Origin of the sequence: Pseudomonas aestuarii, from assembly GCF_027988105.1 — a bacterium.
Lineage (GTDB): Bacteria > Pseudomonadota > Gammaproteobacteria > Pseudomonadales > Pseudomonadaceae > Aquipseudomonas > Aquipseudomonas aestuarii.
Map to the genome: position 1 here is coordinate 426,994 of NZ_JAQJZJ010000005.1, position 17,461 is coordinate 444,454.

Annotated in this window: 18 protein-coding genes and 1 pseudogene; 6 read left to right on the plus strand and 13 right to left on the minus strand. The window is 61.9% G+C overall.

Features of this window, described 5'->3' with window-relative positions:
• Positions 1-125 precede the first annotated feature (125 nt).
• Together PH586_RS13715 and PH586_RS13720 are read left to right on the plus strand one after the other, a co-directional pair.
• Entirely contained in the window at positions 126-713 is a 588-nt protein-coding gene (locus tag PH586_RS13715; RefSeq protein WP_271348316.1) for a hypothetical protein, read from the plus strand.
• Complete coding sequence (locus PH586_RS13720; RefSeq protein WP_271348317.1) at positions 697-981, plus strand: hypothetical protein; 285 nt, start codon at positions 697-699, stop codon at positions 979-981. Before PH586_RS13715 ends, PH586_RS13720 begins: the two co-directional genes overlap by 17 nt.
• A 126-nt stretch (positions 982-1,107) precedes the next feature.
• Here PH586_RS13720 and PH586_RS13725 read toward each other — a convergent pair whose 3' ends face one another.
• The gene (locus tag PH586_RS13725; RefSeq protein WP_271348318.1) at positions 1,108-1,812 is read right to left on the minus strand and encodes a glutathione S-transferase N-terminal domain-containing protein; all 705 of its coding nucleotides are present in this window, start codon (positions 1,810-1,812) and stop codon (positions 1,108-1,110) included.
• Positions 1,813-2,089: 277 nt separating this feature from the next.
• Between PH586_RS13725 and PH586_RS13730 the strand changes: the two genes are divergently transcribed.
• Positions 2,090-2,527, plus strand: a complete 438-nt coding sequence (locus PH586_RS13730; RefSeq protein WP_271348319.1) for an HIT family protein — start codon at positions 2,090-2,092, stop codon at positions 2,525-2,527.
• A 258-nt stretch (positions 2,528-2,785) separates the two neighbouring features.
• Here PH586_RS13730 and PH586_RS13735 read toward each other — a convergent pair whose 3' ends face one another.
• Both PH586_RS13735 and PH586_RS13740 read right to left on the minus strand, forming a co-directional pair.
• A complete protein-coding gene (locus tag PH586_RS13735; protein ID WP_408636864.1) occupies positions 2,786-5,098 on the minus strand; it encodes an ATP-dependent DNA helicase in 2,313 nt (770 codons plus the stop codon).
• Positions 5,095-6,756: a VRR-NUC domain-containing protein gene (locus tag PH586_RS13740; RefSeq protein WP_271348320.1), complete on the minus strand. Its 1,662-nt coding sequence runs from the start codon at positions 6,754-6,756 to the stop codon at positions 5,095-5,097. The genes PH586_RS13735 and PH586_RS13740 overlap by 4 nt, the downstream gene beginning before the upstream one ends.
• Before the next feature lie 254 nt (positions 6,757-7,010).
• Here PH586_RS13740 and PH586_RS13745 point away from each other — a divergent pair, with 254 nt between their 5' ends.
• The 3 genes and pseudogenes from PH586_RS13745 (at position 7,011) to PH586_RS13755 (ending at position 10,304) form a co-directional block, all read left to right on the plus strand.
• Positions 7,011-7,436 (plus strand): 3-isopropylmalate dehydratase, encoded by a 426-nt coding sequence (locus PH586_RS13745; RefSeq protein WP_271348321.1) that lies wholly within the window; start codon positions 7,011-7,013, stop codon positions 7,434-7,436.
• 579 nt (positions 7,437-8,015) lie between these two features.
• Positions 8,016-8,867, plus strand: a pseudogene (locus tag PH586_RS13750) (universal stress protein); the annotation flags it as partial.
• 483 nt (positions 8,868-9,350) lie between these two features.
• Positions 9,351-10,304, plus strand: a complete 954-nt coding sequence (locus tag PH586_RS13755; RefSeq protein ID WP_271348322.1) for a DUF808 domain-containing protein — start codon at positions 9,351-9,353, stop codon at positions 10,302-10,304.
• Positions 10,305-10,467: 163 nt separating this feature from the next.
• Here the strand turns inward: PH586_RS13755 and PH586_RS13760 are convergent, their stop codons facing one another.
• From PH586_RS13760 to PH586_RS13805, 10 genes are all read right to left on the minus strand, one after another.
• Entirely contained in the window at positions 10,468-11,223 is a 756-nt protein-coding gene (locus tag PH586_RS13760; RefSeq protein ID WP_271348323.1) for a substrate-binding periplasmic protein, read from the minus strand.
• A 420-nt stretch (positions 11,224-11,643) separates the two neighbouring features.
• A complete protein-coding gene (locus tag PH586_RS13765; RefSeq protein WP_271348324.1) occupies positions 11,644-12,093 on the minus strand; it encodes an SRPBCC domain-containing protein in 450 nt (149 codons plus the stop codon).
• A gap of 41 nt (positions 12,094-12,134) precedes the next feature.
• On the minus strand, positions 12,135-12,692 hold the full coding sequence (locus tag PH586_RS13770) for a GNAT family N-acetyltransferase (RefSeq protein WP_271348325.1): 558 nt from the start codon (positions 12,690-12,692) through the stop codon (positions 12,135-12,137).
• A 207-nt stretch (positions 12,693-12,899) separates the two neighbouring features.
• On the minus strand, positions 12,900-13,259 hold the full coding sequence (locus PH586_RS13775) for a nuclear transport factor 2 family protein (protein ID WP_271348326.1): 360 nt from the start codon (positions 13,257-13,259) through the stop codon (positions 12,900-12,902).
• A gap of 393 nt (positions 13,260-13,652) precedes the next feature.
• Positions 13,653-14,456 carry a class I SAM-dependent methyltransferase gene (locus tag PH586_RS13780; protein WP_271348327.1) on the minus strand — a complete coding sequence of 268 codons (804 nt, stop codon included), beginning with the start codon at positions 14,454-14,456 and terminating at the stop codon, positions 13,653-13,655.
• Between the two features lie 289 nt (positions 14,457-14,745).
• Complete coding sequence (locus PH586_RS13785) at positions 14,746-15,054, minus strand: chorismate mutase (protein ID WP_271348328.1); 309 nt, start codon at positions 15,052-15,054, stop codon at positions 14,746-14,748.
• A 146-nt stretch (positions 15,055-15,200) separates the two neighbouring features.
• Positions 15,201-15,362, minus strand: a complete 162-nt coding sequence (locus tag PH586_RS13790) for a DUF2986 domain-containing protein (RefSeq protein ID WP_271348329.1) — start codon at positions 15,360-15,362, stop codon at positions 15,201-15,203.
• A 113-nt stretch (positions 15,363-15,475) separates the two neighbouring features.
• Positions 15,476-15,910, minus strand: coding sequence for a 2,4'-dihydroxyacetophenone dioxygenase family protein (locus tag PH586_RS13795; protein WP_271348330.1), 435 nt, complete (start codon positions 15,908-15,910; stop codon positions 15,476-15,478).
• A gap of 101 nt (positions 15,911-16,011) precedes the next feature.
• The gene (locus tag PH586_RS13800) at positions 16,012-16,827 is read right to left on the minus strand and encodes a class I SAM-dependent methyltransferase (RefSeq protein WP_271348331.1); all 816 of its coding nucleotides are present in this window, start codon (positions 16,825-16,827) and stop codon (positions 16,012-16,014) included.
• An 8-nt stretch (positions 16,828-16,835) separates the two neighbouring features.
• Positions 16,836-17,345, minus strand: coding sequence for an OsmC family protein (locus tag PH586_RS13805; RefSeq protein WP_271348332.1), 510 nt, complete (start codon positions 17,343-17,345; stop codon positions 16,836-16,838).
• Positions 17,346-17,461: the final 116 nt, after the last annotated feature.

Sequence of the window (17,461 nt, forward strand, 5' to 3'; positions counted from 1 at the left end):
GCGGCGTAGGCGGCGTATTTATGGTCGCCTCCAGGAGTGCGGCCCGGCCTCGAGCTTGGTGCTCAGCTCGCCCGGGACGGCGGCATCCTGCTCGCGGCCCTTTGCATTTTCAGGAGCAGCACAGCATGGCGAGTTGGCGATCGTGGGGAGTACTGGCGTTGTTGCCGAGCCTGCTGCTGGCTGCTTGCGTGCAGGTGCCATCCCCCGCCGAACGGCGCGCTCAGGCCGATGCCCTGGCGACGCCGCGCGGCTGGGAACGACTGACCTTGCCGGCGGGCGACTTCGAGTTGATCGGTTATGCGCCCGCGCGCATCCGGGCCGGCGAGGAACTGACGGTCTATATCGAGGGCGACGGCTTCGCCTGGGCCAGTTCGACCCGGCCCTCCCGCGACCCCACACCGCGCTCGCCGCTGGCCTTGCAACTGGCGCTGGCGCAACCGGCAGGCAATGCGGCCTACCTGGCGCGGCCTTGCCAGTACGGTGATGCACAGGCCAGTGATTGCTCCCCGCGTTACTGGACCGACGCGCGGTTTGCCGAGCAGGTGATTGCCGCCACGGACCGCGCCCTGGATGCGCTGAAGGCACGCTTCGCCGCGCAGCGGTTGGTGCTGGTGGGGTATTCGGGCGGCGGCGCGGTCGCCAGCCTGGTGGCGGCGCGGCGCGGCGCGGCGCGCCGACGTACGCCTGCTGGTGACGGTGGCCGGCAACCTTGATCACCGCGCCTGGGCACGGCTGCATCGGCTCACCCCGCTGGCGGGGTCGCTCAATCCCGCCGATTACCGGCAGCAACTGCTGCAGGTGCACCAGTGGCATCTGTCCGGTGCCAAGGATGCGGTGATGCCGCCGAGCATTGCCCGCGACTTTGTCGCGGGCTTGCCGGAACCCGCTCGGGCGCGGCTGTTGGTGTTGCCTGGCTTCGATCATCACTGTTGCTGGGCGTGGGATTGGACCGAGCTGTGGTTGAAGGTATCCGCGCCTTAGTGGCCTGGTTGCTGGATTATTGCGCTGATGCGGGATGCTTGATCAGGTCGACGACGCCACTGGTTACATCAAGCACCTGCTGATTCTGGTTGTACGCGATGCTCGATTCGTTGCTGATACTCCGGATCAGTCGCGCCGGGGTATGGCCAGGCCGCGGATGACCGCCGGGCGCGAGAGGAAGGCGTCCAGCGCGCGCAGCACCTGGGGGAAGCGCTCGATCTGCACCAGCTCGCCGGCCTCGTAGAAGCCGATCAGGTTGCGCACCCAGGGGAAGGTGGCGATGTCGGCGATGCTGTAGGCCTCGCCCATGATCCACTGGCGGCCCTCCAGGCGCCGCTCGAGCACCCCGAGCAGGCGCGAGGCTTCGGCGACGTAGCGGTCGCGTGGGCGCTTGTCCTCGAAGTCCTTGCCGGCGAACTTGTGGAAGAAACCGACCTGGCCGAACATCGGCCCGACCCCGCCCATCTGCCACATCAGCCACTGGAGGGTTTCATAGCGGCCGGCGGCGTCCCGCGCGATCAGCTGGCCGCTCTTGTCGGCCAGGTAGAGCAGGATGGCGCCGGACTCGAACAGCGCCAGCGGCTCGCCGTCCGGGCCGTTGGGGTCGAGGATCGCCGGGATCTTGTTGTTCGGGTTGAGCGAGAGGAACTCCGCCGAGAGCTGCTCGTTGTCGGCGAAGCTGACCAGGTGCGGCTCGTAGGCCAGGCCGGTCTCTTCCAGCATGATCGACACCTTGACCCCGTTGGGCGTGGGCAGCGAGTACAGCTGCAGGCGCTCGGGGTGCTGGGCGGGCCATTTGTGGGTGATGGGGTAGGCGGAGAGGTCTGGCATAGCGCTTCCTATCATCATGCGGTGGGAGAAGTCCGGCCGGCGCGCCGCGGGCGCCGGCAGCCTTGTGCCGCTCACTACTGGAGGGGCGGGGCGCTGCAGCGGACGCTGACGCGGGTCGTTGGCGTGCAGGGATAAGACCACGGGCGGCCGCCCGGTGGAAATCGATAGCCGGACTAGTGGCCATCGAGCCGGTCGATGGACGGCGCGTGCTGGTTCCCTGGGACGCTGCGAGCCGGTATGGTGCGCGCTTCGACCCACCGGTAATGGAGAACCCCCGATGAGCCTGCATGGCGATTACGACCCGCAGAACATCTTTGCCCAGATCATTCGCGGCGAGGCCCCCTGCTACAAGCTGTACGAGGACGACGACGTGCTCGCCTTCCTCGACCTGTTTCCGCAGTCCCATGGCCATACCCTGGTGATCCCCAAGCGCGCGGCGGCGCGCACTATCCTCGACATCGATGCGGACAGCCTGTGCAAGCTGATGCGGGTGACCCAGCGGCTCACCCAGGCGCTGGTGGACGAGTTGCAGCCGGAGGGCGTGCAGGTGGCGCAGTTCAACGGTGCGCCGGCCGGGCAGACGGTGTTTCACATCCATATGCACATAGTCCCGCGCTTCGCCGGCCAGGGCCTGGCCGTCCACGCCAGCAGCAAGGCCGACCCGCTCGAGCTGGAAAAGCTGCAGGCACGGCTGCTGCAGCGCCTTGGCGGCTGAGGGCCGCACGGCAAATACCAACTAGGTAGGATGTGGTTGAGCGAAGCGATACCCATCGGTTGTGTTCATGCACGAGTCCACGCTCGGGTCGTCTGACGATCTGGCGCCGCGCGCAACCCGTAGGGCGCTACTCGCCGCAGGCAGTACGCCGTGGTTGATCGGTGCGGCGCAGTTCTGGCGGGCTGTCGCTGCGCTCCGAGGCCGCCCTACGCGCCGCCCTACGGCCCGAACGAATCGCGCCCGAGCCGCCCTCTGGCGCTAGAGGCTTGGTGCGGTCAGCAGCGGCAGGCGGCAGCGTTCGACTGTCCACCAGCTCGGCAGCAGGCGGCGGATGGCGGGCTGGTTGAAGCGGTCGTCGATCAGGTAGACCACGCCCTGGTCGTCCTGGGTGCGGATCACCCGGCCGGCGGCCTGCACGACTTTCTGCAGGCCGGGGTAGAGGTAGGTGTAGTCGTAGCCCAGGTGATTGCCGAACATGCCCTGCATGCGCTGCTTGATTTCCTCGTTGACCGGGTTGATCTGCGGCAGGCCGAGGGTGGCGATGAAGGCGCCGATCAGGCGGTCGCCGGGCAGGTCGATGCCCTCGCCAAACGCACCGCCGAGCACGGCGAAGCCGATGCCCTGGCTGGTGCTGCTGAAACGCTCGAGAAAGGCCTGGCGCTGGCTCTCGTCCATCTGCCGTGACTGTTGCCAGATCGGAACCTGCGGATGGGCGGCGCTGAATTCATCCAGCACCAGGCGCAGGTAGGCGTAGCTGCTGAAGAACGCCAGGTAGTTGCCCGGCCGCTCGGCGAACTGGCGCGCCATCAGTGCGGCGATCGGCGCCAGCGAGTAGTCGCGGTGGGCGAAGCGGGTCGACAGGTTGCTGACCGCCTGCACCTGCAATTGCTCGGCGCTGAACGGCGACTCGACATCGATCCACGGCGTCTGCTCCGGCAGGCCGAGCAGGTCGGCGTAGAAGGGCGCCGGGCTCAGGGTCGCGGAGAACAGGGTGCAGCTGTGGGCCGCGGCGAAGCGCGGGGCGAGGAAGGGCGCCGGGACTATATTGCGGATGCACAGGGTCGAGGTCGCCGGCCCGCCGGGGTTGTCGTCGCGGCTGATGTCGAACAGCGAATGGCTGTCGAAGGCCTCGGCGAGGCGACAGAACAGCATGGCGTCTAGGTAGAAGTGCAGCAACTCGGCGGCGTTTCCCGCCGGCTGATCGCTGAGGTGATCGGTGAGGGTGCTGACGGCCTTGTGCAGGGCCATGATGAACAGGTCCGGGGCGGCGGGGTAGACCTGGTAGGCCGCTTGCTGGTCGCGCTGCAGTTGTTGCCAATGGCGGTTGACCCGTTCCAGCGGGCCTTTCATCACTGGCGGGGCGATGCGTCGGAGGGCCTCGAAGCGGGTCTGCTCGAGTTCGGCGGTGTACATGCCGCGGCCGCGTTCGATCAGGTTGTGTGCCTCGTCCACCAGCAGGGTCACGCGCCACTCGTTGAGCAGGGTCAGGCCGTGCAGCAGGCCGCCCATGTCGAAGTAGTAGTTGTAGTCGCAGACCACCACGTCGGCCCAGCGGCATAGTTCCTGGCTCAGGTAATAGGGGCAGATTCGATGCGCCAGCGCGGTTTCGCGCACGCTGTCCTGGTCCAGCCACTGGCGCTCCAGCGCGGCCTGACGCGCGGCCGGCAGACGGTCGTAGAAACCCTTGGCCAGCGGGCAGGCGTCGCCGTGGCAAGCCTTGTCCGGGTGTTCGCAGGCCTTGTCGCGGGCGACGTGCTCGAGCACCCGCAGCGGCATCGCCTGTTCCTGGCTGCGCAGGGTGGCCAGGGCGTCCAGCGCCAGGCGCCGGCCGGGGGTCTTGGCGGTGAGGAAGAACAGACGGTCCAGCGCCTGCTCGGGGAAGGCCTTGAGCTGCGGAAACAGGGTGCCGAGGGTCTTGCCGATGCCGGTGGTGGCCTGGGCCATCAGGCTGTGGCCGTCGCGGGCGGCGCGGTACACCGCTTCGGCCAACTGGCGCTGGCCGCTGCGAAACTGCGGGTGGGGGAAGCGCAGGCGCCCGAGCGCCTGGTTGCGCCGCCGGCGATGGTCGCGTTCGTGCACCGCCCAGGTGATGAAACGGCTGCAGTGCAGCTCGAAGAACCCACGCAGTTCATCGGCGCTGCAGCGCTGATGAAAGGCGGTCTCGTGCTGGCTGAGGACGTTGAAATAGACCACCGCCAGGTCGATCTCGGCCAGGCCGCGTTGCTGGCACAGCAGCCAGCCGTAGACCTTGGCCTGGGCCCAGTGCAGCAGCCGGTGGTTCTCCGGGATGCGCGCGATGTCGCCGCGGTGGGTCTTGATCTCTTCCAGACGGTTGGCGTCCGGGTCATAGCCGTCGGCCCGGCCGCGCACCTGCAGACCCTGGTAGTCGCCGGCGAGCGCCAGCTCCGCCTGGTAACGCGGGCCGCGCCGGGCAACCACGATGGCGTGGCCGGTCATGCCTTCCTGGGCAGTGGGCGAGGGGGTGAAGCGCAGATCCAGATCGCCGACCTTGGCGGTGAATTCGCACAGCGCGCGCACCGCGACCTGATAGTTCACGAGCCGCGGGTTCATGCGTCGGCCCATTGCACGTAGCAGACGTCCACCGGCATGCCGTGCTCGGCGCAGAACGCCAGCCAGCGCCGCTGGTTGTCCTGCAGGCGGTCGCCGGGGCCTTTGACCTCGATCATCCGGTAGCGCTGCTGCGCCGGCCAGAATTGGATCAGGTCGGGCATGCCGGCGCGGTTGGCCTTGATATCGTCCAGCAGGCGCTGGAACCAGGCCCGCAGGTGCGCCGCCGGCAGGCAATCCAGGGCCTGTTCCAGCAACGCTTGATCCAGGGCGTTCCAGAACACGAAGGGCGACTGGATGCCGTATTTGGCGACATAGGTCTGGCGGATCGTGCTTTTGTAGGCAGCGGACTCAAGTTGCGCCAGGCAGGTGGCGAACAGTTCGGCGCGGCGCGCCTGGAAGTCGGGGCTGAGCAGATCCTGCGGGCCGCTCTGGAACGGATGGAAGAAGGCGCCCGGCAGCGGGGCGAAGATCGCCGGCCAGCAGAGCAGGCCAAACAGGCTGCAGATCAGGCTGTTCTCGACGTAGTACACCGGCGCGTCCGGTTCGCTCAGGTGCAGCTTGACCCCATCCTCGACACTCTGGCCTGCGGGCCTGGGCAGGCACAGGTCGAGGCGGGCCGGCGCGGGCAGCTGCGGTTTGCGCGGTTGCGCCAGGCCGAGCTGGCGGCGCAGGCGCAGCAGCACGCGTTCCAGCCCCTGTGCCTCGGCCTCGTTTTCCGGCGCGGCGGCGGCCTGGCTGGCCAGCTCATGGGCTTCGCTGGCGCGGCCCAGGCGTTCCAGTACGCGGATGCGGCGCAGGCGGGCGCCGGCAAACGGGCAGTCGCTATAGCAGGCCAGGGCGTGTTCCAGCTCGCCGGCGCGCTCTAGTTGCTGGCCCAGGCGAAACAGCAGCTTGGCCCGGCGCATGACGAGAAAGGGCGTGGCGCAGTCCAGCGCGGCGATCTGTTGCAGCACTTCGGCGACCGGCTCGCCGGCCTCGCCACGTTCGCGGCAGCGCTGCAACGCCAGGTAGCAGTCCACCTCTGCACGCTGGCGGAATACCCGCGAGTCGGCACTCAGCGCGACCGGCTCGTAGCGCAAGATGCCGAGCTCGGCGAGGACGAACTCCGACCAGTCCTGCCGCAGGTTGCCGAAAAACATCAGGCGCAGGCGTTCGCAGAGCGGATTGATCGCCAGGCTGTACACCCGCTCGTCCAGCCCCGGGCACCAGTCGGCAAAGCTGCGCGGCTGGCTGTGCTCGGCGGCCAGCTGAGCGAGCAATTCGGCTTTCTTCAGGGCTCTGTGTGCGCGCGCAGCGAAGGCCTCGAGCAGCTCCTCCTTGCGCAGCAGGTCAAACAACTCCGCCAGCGTCAGCTCGGCGTCGTTGTGGATCCAGCCGGCGTCGAGCAGCGCCTGGGCGGCATGGCGCGGGCAGCCGATCTCGGCGTAGACCAGCTTGCTGGCGCGAAAATGCGGGCCCTTGCGCATGATCATGCGCACCAGCAACGCCTGGCTGGGCAGCGCCAGTTCGCCGAAGCGGCGCAGGAACGCCTGCTCCTCGTCCAGCAACAGGTCGTGGTGACGCTCCCGCAGCCAGGCCAGGGCTTTATGAAAGTTGCTCAGGTAATACAGGCTGGGGTCGAGCTGAGGCTGCATGGGAAAACCGGATACTGTTTGCATATACAGATATCAGCGTGGCGCGCGCTTTGCAACGAGCAGGGGATGGGAGGCTCAGTCGGGTCCGCGGTCGCGCGGTAACCCGCAGTGTACAGGGTGCTACCGTAGGATGGCGCGGGCCGCGTAGGTTTGAGCGTAGCGATACCCATAGGCGCGCCCCGGATTGACTGCTTTACTTGAGCGCGGCCGCCACACCGTCAATACTGAGCCGGCGTCCGTGCGTCAGTACTCCGATAATCCACCCATGAAGGATTCCCATGCGATTGATTTGTGCAGTACTGCCCTTGCTGGTGTTGGCCGGTTGTTCGTCCTTTCAGGCCGCCCCGGAGAAGGTCACTGCGGTGCCCAGCGAACGCATGCTGGCCTACCAGCAGCCGGTCGAAGGCAGCGGACTGATCGTGGTCAATCGCGACCTGGGCATGCTCGGCGGCGGCTGCTACGTGGCGGTGCTGGTCGATCGCCAGGTGGCGGCGCGCATCGGCATCGGCGAAGAGGCGCGTTTGCATGTACCGCCGGGTAACCGGGTGGTCGGCATTGGCATCGATCGGGCTGACGATACCCTCTGCGGCAAGGGCCGGCTGCGCCGCGAACTGGTGGTGCCCGTGGTCGCAGGCGAAAGCCAGCACCTGCGCATTCTCAGCGAGGCCAAGAGCGGCTTCGATATCCGGGTTGCCACGCCCTGATCGCTGGCGCGGCAGGCGATGGTTTCGGCATCGGATATATCCAGTTGGTAGTGAGGTAAGCGCGAATTGGCTTAACCCAGATGACTAGCGGCCTTGGCAGGCGCGGATTCAGCGCTCACAATTTGACGTGAGTTGAACGAACTAAAATTTGGCTTGAACCGCTAGGGAATAATCAGAAACGCCGAAAACAAAAGGATGAATATTCATCACCGCTCGAAGCCCTCGCCAGCGGCGTGGCCTGCTTTATGAGCGGCGGTAATGGTCATTGGCTGATCCATCCTTTGGTTTTTCCATGGTGTTATCTCCGCTATATGCGCGCCCTAGTCTCGACGCAAGCCAGGATGGATGATCAAAGGTTTGCTCATCTCATTGCTCATGACTAATTCTCCGTACCGCTTAGCTGAAGAGGCCGTCCTAATGATTGCAGCAGCGATCAGCAGCAATAGATTGTTTGTCTGGGCCAACTCGATGTAATCGTCAAGTAGCGATCTGAGTCAGCAGAGTCCGATTTCAGCTGTCGCTTGTCTGTGTTGAGAGACGAAGCCGCTTCCTAGCGTACCCACGCATAGGATGCTAGTTATGCAAACCATTCGCAGCACGCTGGTGGTGATGGATGCACAGCCTGACCCTCTACTGCTGGATAGAGCCACGCTGATCGCCAGCGCTACCTCCTCGCACTTGCACTTGCTGGCCTGTAACAAGAACAACCACTCATCATCGGATCTGCAGGCAACAGAGGATTTTCTGCGCCAGCAAGGTTTCAGCGTCAGTTCAGAGCAGGCCTGGAAGCACAGCCTGCACAAGACCATCATCGCCGTGCAGCAGGAGCAGGAATGCGGCCTGGTGATCAAGCGGCATCTGCCCGACAACCCACTGCTCAAGACCTTTTTACCCTCCGAAGACTGGAAGCTGTTGCGTTTCTGCCCCTGCCCTGTGCTGATCGTCAAAAGCACCGAGTCTTGGGCTGGAGGTGTGATTCTGGCGGCCATCGACGCCGGTAATAGCGACGTCGATCATCGGATCCTGCATGCCGGTATTGTCGGGCATGGTCACGACATTGCCCAGATGACTGGCGGCGTCCTGCACATGATGTCCGCCCACCCCTGTGCCGAATTGTTGTCTGCCGATCCTGTCTATCACCTCAAGGAAAGCATCCATGCGATGTACCACGAGCACTGCAGGGCGCTGCAAGCCGAATACGAGGTCAGCGACGAACGCCTGCATATCGAAGAAGGTCCAGCCGATGAGCTGATCCCGTCTGTCGCCGAGCGGCTGAGGGTCACACTCACCGTGATTGGCAGCGTCGCCCGCACTGGCCTGTCTGGAGCCTTGCTCGGTAACACGGCCGAAAACATTCTCGACAGCCTGAACTCGGACGTGCTGGTACTCAAACCCGATGACATCATCAGCCACCTTGAGGAACTGGCATCGCCTCCGCACAATCAGGTGCTGGATAGCGCCATCCACTCCTGGCCTTATAGCCATACCGCGCATCTGGAGGTGCCAACGACTCAGTCCGTCAGTTACAGCAAGGAGGCGTCCAGTCGGCAAACGGATACCCCATCAATCAGTCCGGAGCAAGAGCAGAGACTCAGCCGCCAGGTGCGCTAGGCCTGCTTGGCGACATGGAGGGCGACGGTGGGGCCCGCTGATACGCGCGCTGCTGCTGTGCGCTGCTTGAAAAGTGGAGGGCATTCGGCTCGCGAGTCATCCCCCATTTTTCACGGAGCGCGCCTGGCGGCGATCGCCCGCCCTGTCACCGCGTGGTGATTATCGTCACCGTCGAGCCGTGATCGGCCGACTTTGCCTATTGGCCATTCCCCGCCGACCCACAGACTTGATCTACTATGCCTCTGCATAATTGGACGGCGTTTGTGCGCGCCGTTCAGAACCCGCTTGTCGAGGAAGATACCCGTGGCCGGAACCAGCCTGTTCGCCCTGCTTGACGATATCGCCAGCATGCTCGACGACGTGGCGCTGATGACCAAGGTCGCGGCGAAGAAGACCGCCGGCATGCTCGGCGACGACCTGGCCCTCAATGCCCAGCAGGTCTCGGGGGTCAGGGCCGAGCGTGAGTTGCCGGTGGTCTGGGCGGTGGCCAAGGGTTCGTTGCTGAACAAGCTGATTCTGGTGCCGGCGGCGCTGGTCATCAGTCTGCTGGCGCCTTGGGTGGTGACCCCGCTGCTGATGCTGGGCGGCGCTTTTCTCTGCTATGAAGGGTTCGAGACGCTGGCCCACAAGCTGCGGCACGGCCAGGATGAGGAACAGCAACATAAGGCCAAGCTGACGGCGGCGCTGATCAACCCCGCGGTCGACCTGGTCGCCTTCGAGCGCGACAAGATCAAGGGGGCGGTGCGGACCGACTTCATTCTCTCTGCGGAAATCATCGTTATCACCCTCGGCACCGTGACCAGCGAGCCTCTGGCCACTCAGCTCGCCGTGCTCGTCGGCATCGCCCTGCTCATGACCGTCTGCGTCTATGGGCTGGTGGCCGGCATCGTCAAACTGGACGACGGCGGCCTGTACCTTTCCCAGCGCCCAGGCGACGGCCGGGTCGGGCGCCTGCTGCGCAGTATCGGTGGCGGCATTATCAGCGCCGCGCCCTACCTGATGAAGGGCCTGGCGGTGGTCGGCACGGTGGCGATGTTCATGGTCGGCGGCGGCATCCTCAGCCACGGCATTGCGGGGGTGCACACACTGTTCGAGGGCTTCGCCCACGGCCTGCAAACCGTTCCCACACTCGGCGGCGCTCTGGCAGCCATTACCCCGACGCTGCTGGACATGCTGCTGGGGGTGCTGGCCGGCGCGCTGGTGCTGGCCGGGGTGACCGCGCTGGGGCGCCTGTACCGAGTGTTCAAGCCGGCCTAGGCGACCAGGGCGTTGGCCGGTCTCGGCCAGGGACCGGCGAACGAGGACTATTCGCCCCTCGGCGGGTCTGATGGGCATGGGGGCACCGGGCGAGAGGGTCGGACAACCTGGGGGCGGGCAGGGTGTTCAAGTCGCCAGCGGCCAAGCCGCGATCGAGGGCTGGCTAATCCTTGGCCGGCGCCGGTAGGACAACGTCCGGCAACCACTGCTGCTGCAGGCGGGCCAGGCTGCCGTCGTTGCGCATATCATCCAGCGCGGCTTGCCAGTGCTGGACCAGGAGCGGGTCGGTCTGCAGGGAAAAGACGATATAGCTGCTGCTCTGCATGAAACTGTAGTGGCGTTCGAGATCGGCCATCGAAGCACCCAGTTTGGCCGTCAGGCTGGGCAGCAATTGGTCTTCATAGGCCATCAAGGGAATACGGCCATGCAGGACCATATCGAGCATGCCGTGCGGCTTGGACGCCAGGTACAGATTGCTGAATCCTTCGCCCTCAAGGAACTGCTGCGAGTACCAGTCGCGCGGTACGCCGATCGCCGCCACTTGCCGAGCATCGTCCAGGCTGTCGATATGCAGGCCACTGCCGCTGCGGGCGTAGAAGCTGGTGGTGGTCGACAACAGCGGGCCGACCCATTGGAATAGCGCCTCGCGCTCGGGTGTGCGCACGGTGACGAACAAGCCGACATTGGCGCGGCCTTGCGCATGCAAATAACCGCGCGCCCAGGGCAGCATATGGATGGTGCCGCTGTCCCCGGTACGCCGCAGTAACTCGCGCACCGCCGCGATCGCCAGGCCATCCAGCTGGCCGTCGTGGCTGAAGTTGATCGGCGGGTTTTCCTCGGTATACAGCCGCAGCTCGGTGGCGGCCGCCGACGAGCAGAGCAGCCATGCAGCCAACAGGCGCACTAACCAGGCAGCCATGATCACAATCCTGTCCGTGTTCGATTGATCTGGAGATTGGTCCAGAGTGTAGACGAACTGCCTGCCCGGCCCATTCGTTGCAGAGGGCCGGGGGCAGCGTCGATGTTGCACAACACCGCCGCGCGGCTGCCGGGCACGCGCTGGAGGGCGCGAAGTTCAGGCGCGAGTGGGTTGGTGGCCGGTTAAACGGCCACCTCCTCGGTGCGCGCCCTGCTGCTGTGCAGGGAAAAAGTCTCACCCTCCAGCGCCTTGAGCGCCATGCGATTGCTCGGGTCGATCAGCACGGATGCTGAGCGGCGATCACTGGCGTCTGGATTCTTGATATTGCCTCGCTAAGCTTGGTCAGACGTTGGCTGTCGGCCCTGGGTTTGAGTTGAGTGTCCAGCCGCCATGCCGGTGGAGGTCCGCGCGAGCGGAGGGCTAGCGGGCATCTGGCGAGTGCAGGACTTCCGCTGCCAGGCGCTGCAAGTTCTGCTGGTTGGCGCCGGCGACGAAATCGGCAACGCATTGGTAATGCTCAATGGTGTCGAAGGTCTGGCGCCAGTTGACCCGGGTTCCTTGGCCAGACGCTCTCAACTCGATGGCCAGGGTGAAGTGATGACCGGACAGGTGCTCGATCTCGAAGAGCTCGTCAGAGGCCAGGCGCGTGAAGCGACTTTCGTTGGCGTAGTCCTTGCCGTCGGGCCCGTGCATGGTCAGTAGCCAGGTGCCACCGGGGCGGAAATCGAACTGGTGGATGGTGCTGGTGAAACCGTCAGGCCCCCACCAGCGAGCGACTCGGGTCGGATCGCTCAGGGCGGCAAAGACCTGTGCCGGGGTTGCGGCAATGAACACGCCTTGCGAGTCGGAACGCTTGTCGACTGCTTGCATTTGCTTGCCTCCAAGGGGGGCGGTGGTCAACCTGTTGCGGCCTAGGTTTGTTTATCCTCAACCTGCAAACTTTTGGTCATCAGAATCCAATGTGTGCCGGGATGAGCCCAGCGCTCCTTGACCATTGCTCGCTGCGCCACTTCCTGATAACCGAGATTACTGTAGAGCCGACGTGCGCCCAGGTTGGTATCCGCGACGATCAGGCTCAGACCATGCTTGCCAAGGCTCGCCGCTATGCCCTCGGCAAGGGCGAGTAGCTCGTTTCCATAACCATGGCCTCGATGCGCTTCCTTGGTGGCAAGGACATTGATGTACCAAGTGCCTGGAGCCATGTCCTCCAATTGCTGAAGGGGCACGAACATGGGCGGCATTTCCGAGTAATCCACAGGAGGAGGGGCGTCTTCCAACGGATAGCCAATCAAGCAGGCAACGGCATCATTCCCCACCAGGCGCAGGACCGCATTGCGGTAGGAGAAGGAACCTGTATCCCGCTTGGCCCGAATACAGCCGACATCCCAGGCGGATTCACCGGCCGTGGCCATTTGCTCCCACAGATAGTGCGCCAAGCCTTCACCGGCCATATTGACGAATTCGGTCAAGTCCTTCGCATCCTCCGGCGTGGCCTGTCGAAATGGGGGGGCAACGCTAAACATGGTTATTCCTCTCGTTGAGTACCGTGGCACACCGCTATCGGCCGTATGCCTGCCGACGCGGATTTTGTGTGGTAATCAAGCGAAACACAATGCACAAAAAGCGGTTACGGCATGCGCGGCGGCAGGGTAGGCGGGTTATGTTTGCAACATGATTCAGAAGGCGCCTTTCCATTGTTCCGTGTCAATGAACCAGCGTTCCTCATGAATCTTGTCTTTATCAAACTTGAAAAGCACGGACAGTTGCGAGCTGGTAATTTTATCTGCTTTCCATTCAACAATAGAGGCAACTTCATCTTGCCCTTCGAGTTGACGAAGCCCGGTGATCTCGAACCCTGGTGGGAGGATTTTACCGAGGCCATCAAGCGCGGAACGGAAGGCATTGCGCCCTGTCAGGATGTCCGTCTGCCCGGGCATAATGAAGGTCATGTCTTCAACGTAGTCTGCTACCAGGCTATCAAAGTCTCCTGCGCCGACTGCTTCCCAACCTTTCTGTACTATATCGGCTAAAGTCATCGACTTATCCTCCAATATTAGTAAATAAGATGCGGCTAAGTTGTTCGATAACAAGCGCCCTCAACGACACCTTGTAGTGGAACTCTTTAACTATAGTCTCCGCCTGCTGAAGGCGGCAGCGACGTCTGACGTATGCCCGCAGGGGCTGTCGTGGCGGGTACTCGAATGCCGGCAGGACGCGCCCAGCGAGTCGTTCGGGGGAGCGTGCGGCTCCCTGCTGATCCACGCCAGTCGCGCCCCTAGCCGGGCCGCGCACACGGCGGCGTGCATCACCTCCCAAACAAGATGTTGGCTCATGCGGCCTAACCTCTACTTCTGGCGAGCGCTAAAAATGGGGGGATTACCTGACGGCAGGGAGTGATCAACTAGCCGTTGCATAAGGTCGGGCATCCTCTAGCTTGCAACGCTTGCGCGAACCGCCCAAGCCCTAGCCGTCAAGCACATCGAGCCGTTAGCAGCGCTTGGCAGACGCGCCCTTAGACGCTCCCGCAGGCGCGCCCTCGCTGTCTCGTCGAGCGACATGGCATAGGCGGGAGCCGGCCCTTGGCCGCCGAGGAACGGCCGCCAGTAGTCATCGAAATTCGCAAACGGTGTCGCTATGTCGATGGGCGCCACTTCGACGTGTTCCAGTCCGCTGCTGGCGAAAAGCGTGGACAGTGCCTCTGGCCGACACAGCGGAAATCGGGCACCTTCGTCGAGCTGCGCCGCGTCCGGGTCGAGCTCGCTCGCTACGTCCCAGAAGAAGCGCATAAGCTCCATCTTTCCGGCGTAATCCCAGACGTATGCGCCGATCGTGCCGCCCTTGCCGGTTACCCGCGCCATCTCAAGCAGCGCGGCGCGCTGATCTGGTATGAAGTTCAGGACCAGCCCAGAGACCACCACATCGACCGAAGCGTCGGCGAGCGGAATCGCCGTTGCGCTGCCCAGGTGCAGCGCCACCCGGCTCGCCAGATTCTCCCTCGCGGTCTGGATAAACCCCTCGGAAGGATCGACACCCGCGACCGATGACGGGGCGCAGTGCTCGGCAATCGCCGCGCACAGCGCCCCTGTACCGCATCCCACGTCGAGCCAGCTTCGGCCCGGGGCAATGTTGAGCCACGAGAGAAACCTGGGTGCGACCTGACGGCTCCAGCGGCCGACGTACTGCTCATACGGGTCGCCGCGTGCCCAGGTGTCGGACACATGCTTGCGGTCCATGGTCAGGGCCTTCTGCGCATCATTCGATGCCTAACGCCTGAGTTGAGCCGACCCGCGAAGCCGGTTCGGCTTGTATTGATTGTCAGGCCTCCGCTTCAGCCAGCCAATTTGCACAACATGTGATCTGTCACTTGGCTGTGCTCATGCTGCGGACTGAAGAGGACCAACTCCGCATCCTGGCCGACTTTGACTGTGGCGTCCGGGTGGCCAGTAGCAGATGTTGATTAACGATAGATCAAGGGACGGGCTTTAGCCCGTCCCGAGCGAAGCGAACGGCTTGCAGTGCCTGTTAGGGTTTCCCGGCATGTTCGTTAAGCAAAGCATGCTCTTTAAGCTCGGCTTCGATGAAGGCTGAGATCATGGCGCGATAGACGCTTGCCACTACCTTGGGATTAGCACCTTGCTCTTGCGCCAGTGCTGTGACCTTTGCAATGACCTGCTCGACCCGATTGGGTGCTTTTACTTCGTCTGTTGTCTTTTTGAATGATGCTGCTTGAGTGACAAAATTGCCGCGCTCGGCGAGTAACGCCACAATTGCTCGATCTATTCTGTCGATGTTTTCGCGAACATCATTTAGTGAATTGCATGTGACTTCCATGTGTGCCTTGCTCCAGTGTTTGATTTGACCTTAACGCTTAAGCTAAGGGCCGGCGGAACGCCGTTTCAGAGACTTATTACGCACGACCGCACTGAGTAGCGTAACAGCCATTCTATAGAGCTGCCTTGTCGCTTTAGGTACAAGTATCAGCTGTCAGAAACAATTGTTGAATCTGGACTCGATTCAGCCGCTATCTTCAATCGGTCAGCTTTGCTAATGTAGGTGGACTTGCGTTTTGGTGCCAATTTGGCACTGGCTTTTTTGGCGTGAGCCTGTAGTAACTGCTTTATTTTTTTACGCCGATTCATGATTTCTACCAAACTTGTAAATTCTTGAATGATATCAGATTAAGATATTGCTCAGGATCGCCGCCGCGGAGCACCAGACGATTGACTCGGCCATTTTGTTAGACATGCGGCAGTTATTCAACCACTGGGGCATCATCCCATTTCGCCTGAATGCCCATCCAATCAAGGACCAATACCGTGTTTCCCTCTGCATCGAGGTACTGGAGGGGACCATGGTTAATGAACAGGTACTCGCAAGGCTCAGGGAAGTAAGTTTTCTCGTGAATGATTCCATTCGGCTCATACCCATAGTCACCGGCACACGCTGTTACGCCTCCTTTTTCGACGCCACCTCTAATCTCGATTTTGCCCTTTAGGACAAAATACTCGGCGGCCCCAATGTGCTTATGGGGCGGTACAGAAGCACCCGCTACTGTCCGAAACAGCGCAACCCAGGTACCCGTGACAGGACAGGTGCGCAGCAGTTTGAAGTGGTAGCCGTCGCGCAATTCCTTCCATGGGACGTCCTTCGATGCGACATGGAAATCACCAATCTCTGTAGAGTTCATGTTGTTTCCTATCTTTGTCTAACGCCCCGCATCATCGGCGCAGCTTTGCTGCGTCCGCTTGCATGCGATTGTTATGTGGCAGGTGTTTGGGTAAAAAATGCTCAAGCGGTGCCTGAAGCGATGACAAATTCACCTGGAATTTCATATCCCTCCCCATGCCGATATTTTTCTACTGATTTCAGGAACGCTTCGTCAACAGCTTGTCTTGTTGCATGGTCAAATCGCTTTGCTGCCAGCGCAACGGCACCACCGTCTATTATCGCGGATATAACTCGTTTCGAGTTGTCAAATGACAAAACTGATTGAATTCTGCGTTCTTGAACGTTAGTGAAACCGGCAGCTTCCAAATCCGAAACCAGGGCGCCTGCAGAACCAAGACCAAAAAATAAAGGACACACTTCGGAGTGCACATGAGAGTCCACAATTGGGAAAATCTCAGCCCAGCCACAGTTGCGACGCTCCCCCCAAACAGCAACGCTGGCGAGCCCTCCTGGTCGGAGTACGCGTTTCATTTCATTCAGAGCAGCCCTTGGATCAGGCATATACATTAACCCAAGTGCACACAGGGCGCGGTCGAAACTATCGTCTTCGCAATCGAGAGCTTCTGCGTTCATGCGCTGAAATGTGACGTTTGACAGGCCTGATTTTTCAGCGGCCGCATTACCGGATTTAACCATTTCTCCCGAGATGTCCGTAGCCAGAACGCTGCCGCCTGGTCCAACGATGTCTGCTGCGGGAAATGTAATCAATCCAGTTCCTGCGGCTGTTTCGATGACGGCCATACCCGGTAGCAAATCGGAAGCTGCAAGTAAAGCTAATTGAGCAGGGGCTAGATGTTGCTGCCATTCGATTTCGTATACGGAGGCCGCTGCATCCCATCCGTATCGTTGTATTCTAAGTTGAAGCTTCGAGTCCATAACCGTGTTCACTCATCCACAATTAAATTAAATTTAACATGTTGTGCATCGCGAAGTGCCAAGAACCATGGGTCCATGCTAAGGGCTTTTTCAACCAGGGCAAATACTTCGGGGGCGGGTAAGTTAGTACTGATTCGAATAGCCAGTCGGGTCTCTAGTGGCGCTGCGCTAGCATCGCCTAACCCCATTGCTGCGCCATCGTCAAAGTCAGTTTCAATATCTACAGTGACGGTATCGAAAACAGCGCCTGCCATTACCGCAGTCTGTTTTATTCCAATGGAAACACACCCAGCGATACCCGCGCGCGCGAAGAAACCAGGCGTTGGTCCGGCGGCATCGCCACCCATAATCGCGGGCATATCCATGACCGCACTGAACTCCCCTTGAGTGAACGTACAAGTAAGCCCGTCCTTGATAACGGCAGTTGCGTGGTTTGTGCTTAGTGCTTTTTGCTGTCGCTTTTTAAAAACATCTTTGATCCGGTTTTGGGTATCTCGGATTCTTGAGTCTTTGTCCATAATTCTCTCCTTGCGGGTAATGGCTAAATTCTCTACAAGCCTAGACTAAAAGCGCGGTATTACACCTTAATAGTTTACAGGCCAACAACTGGATGGCACTGATTAGCAATCAGTCC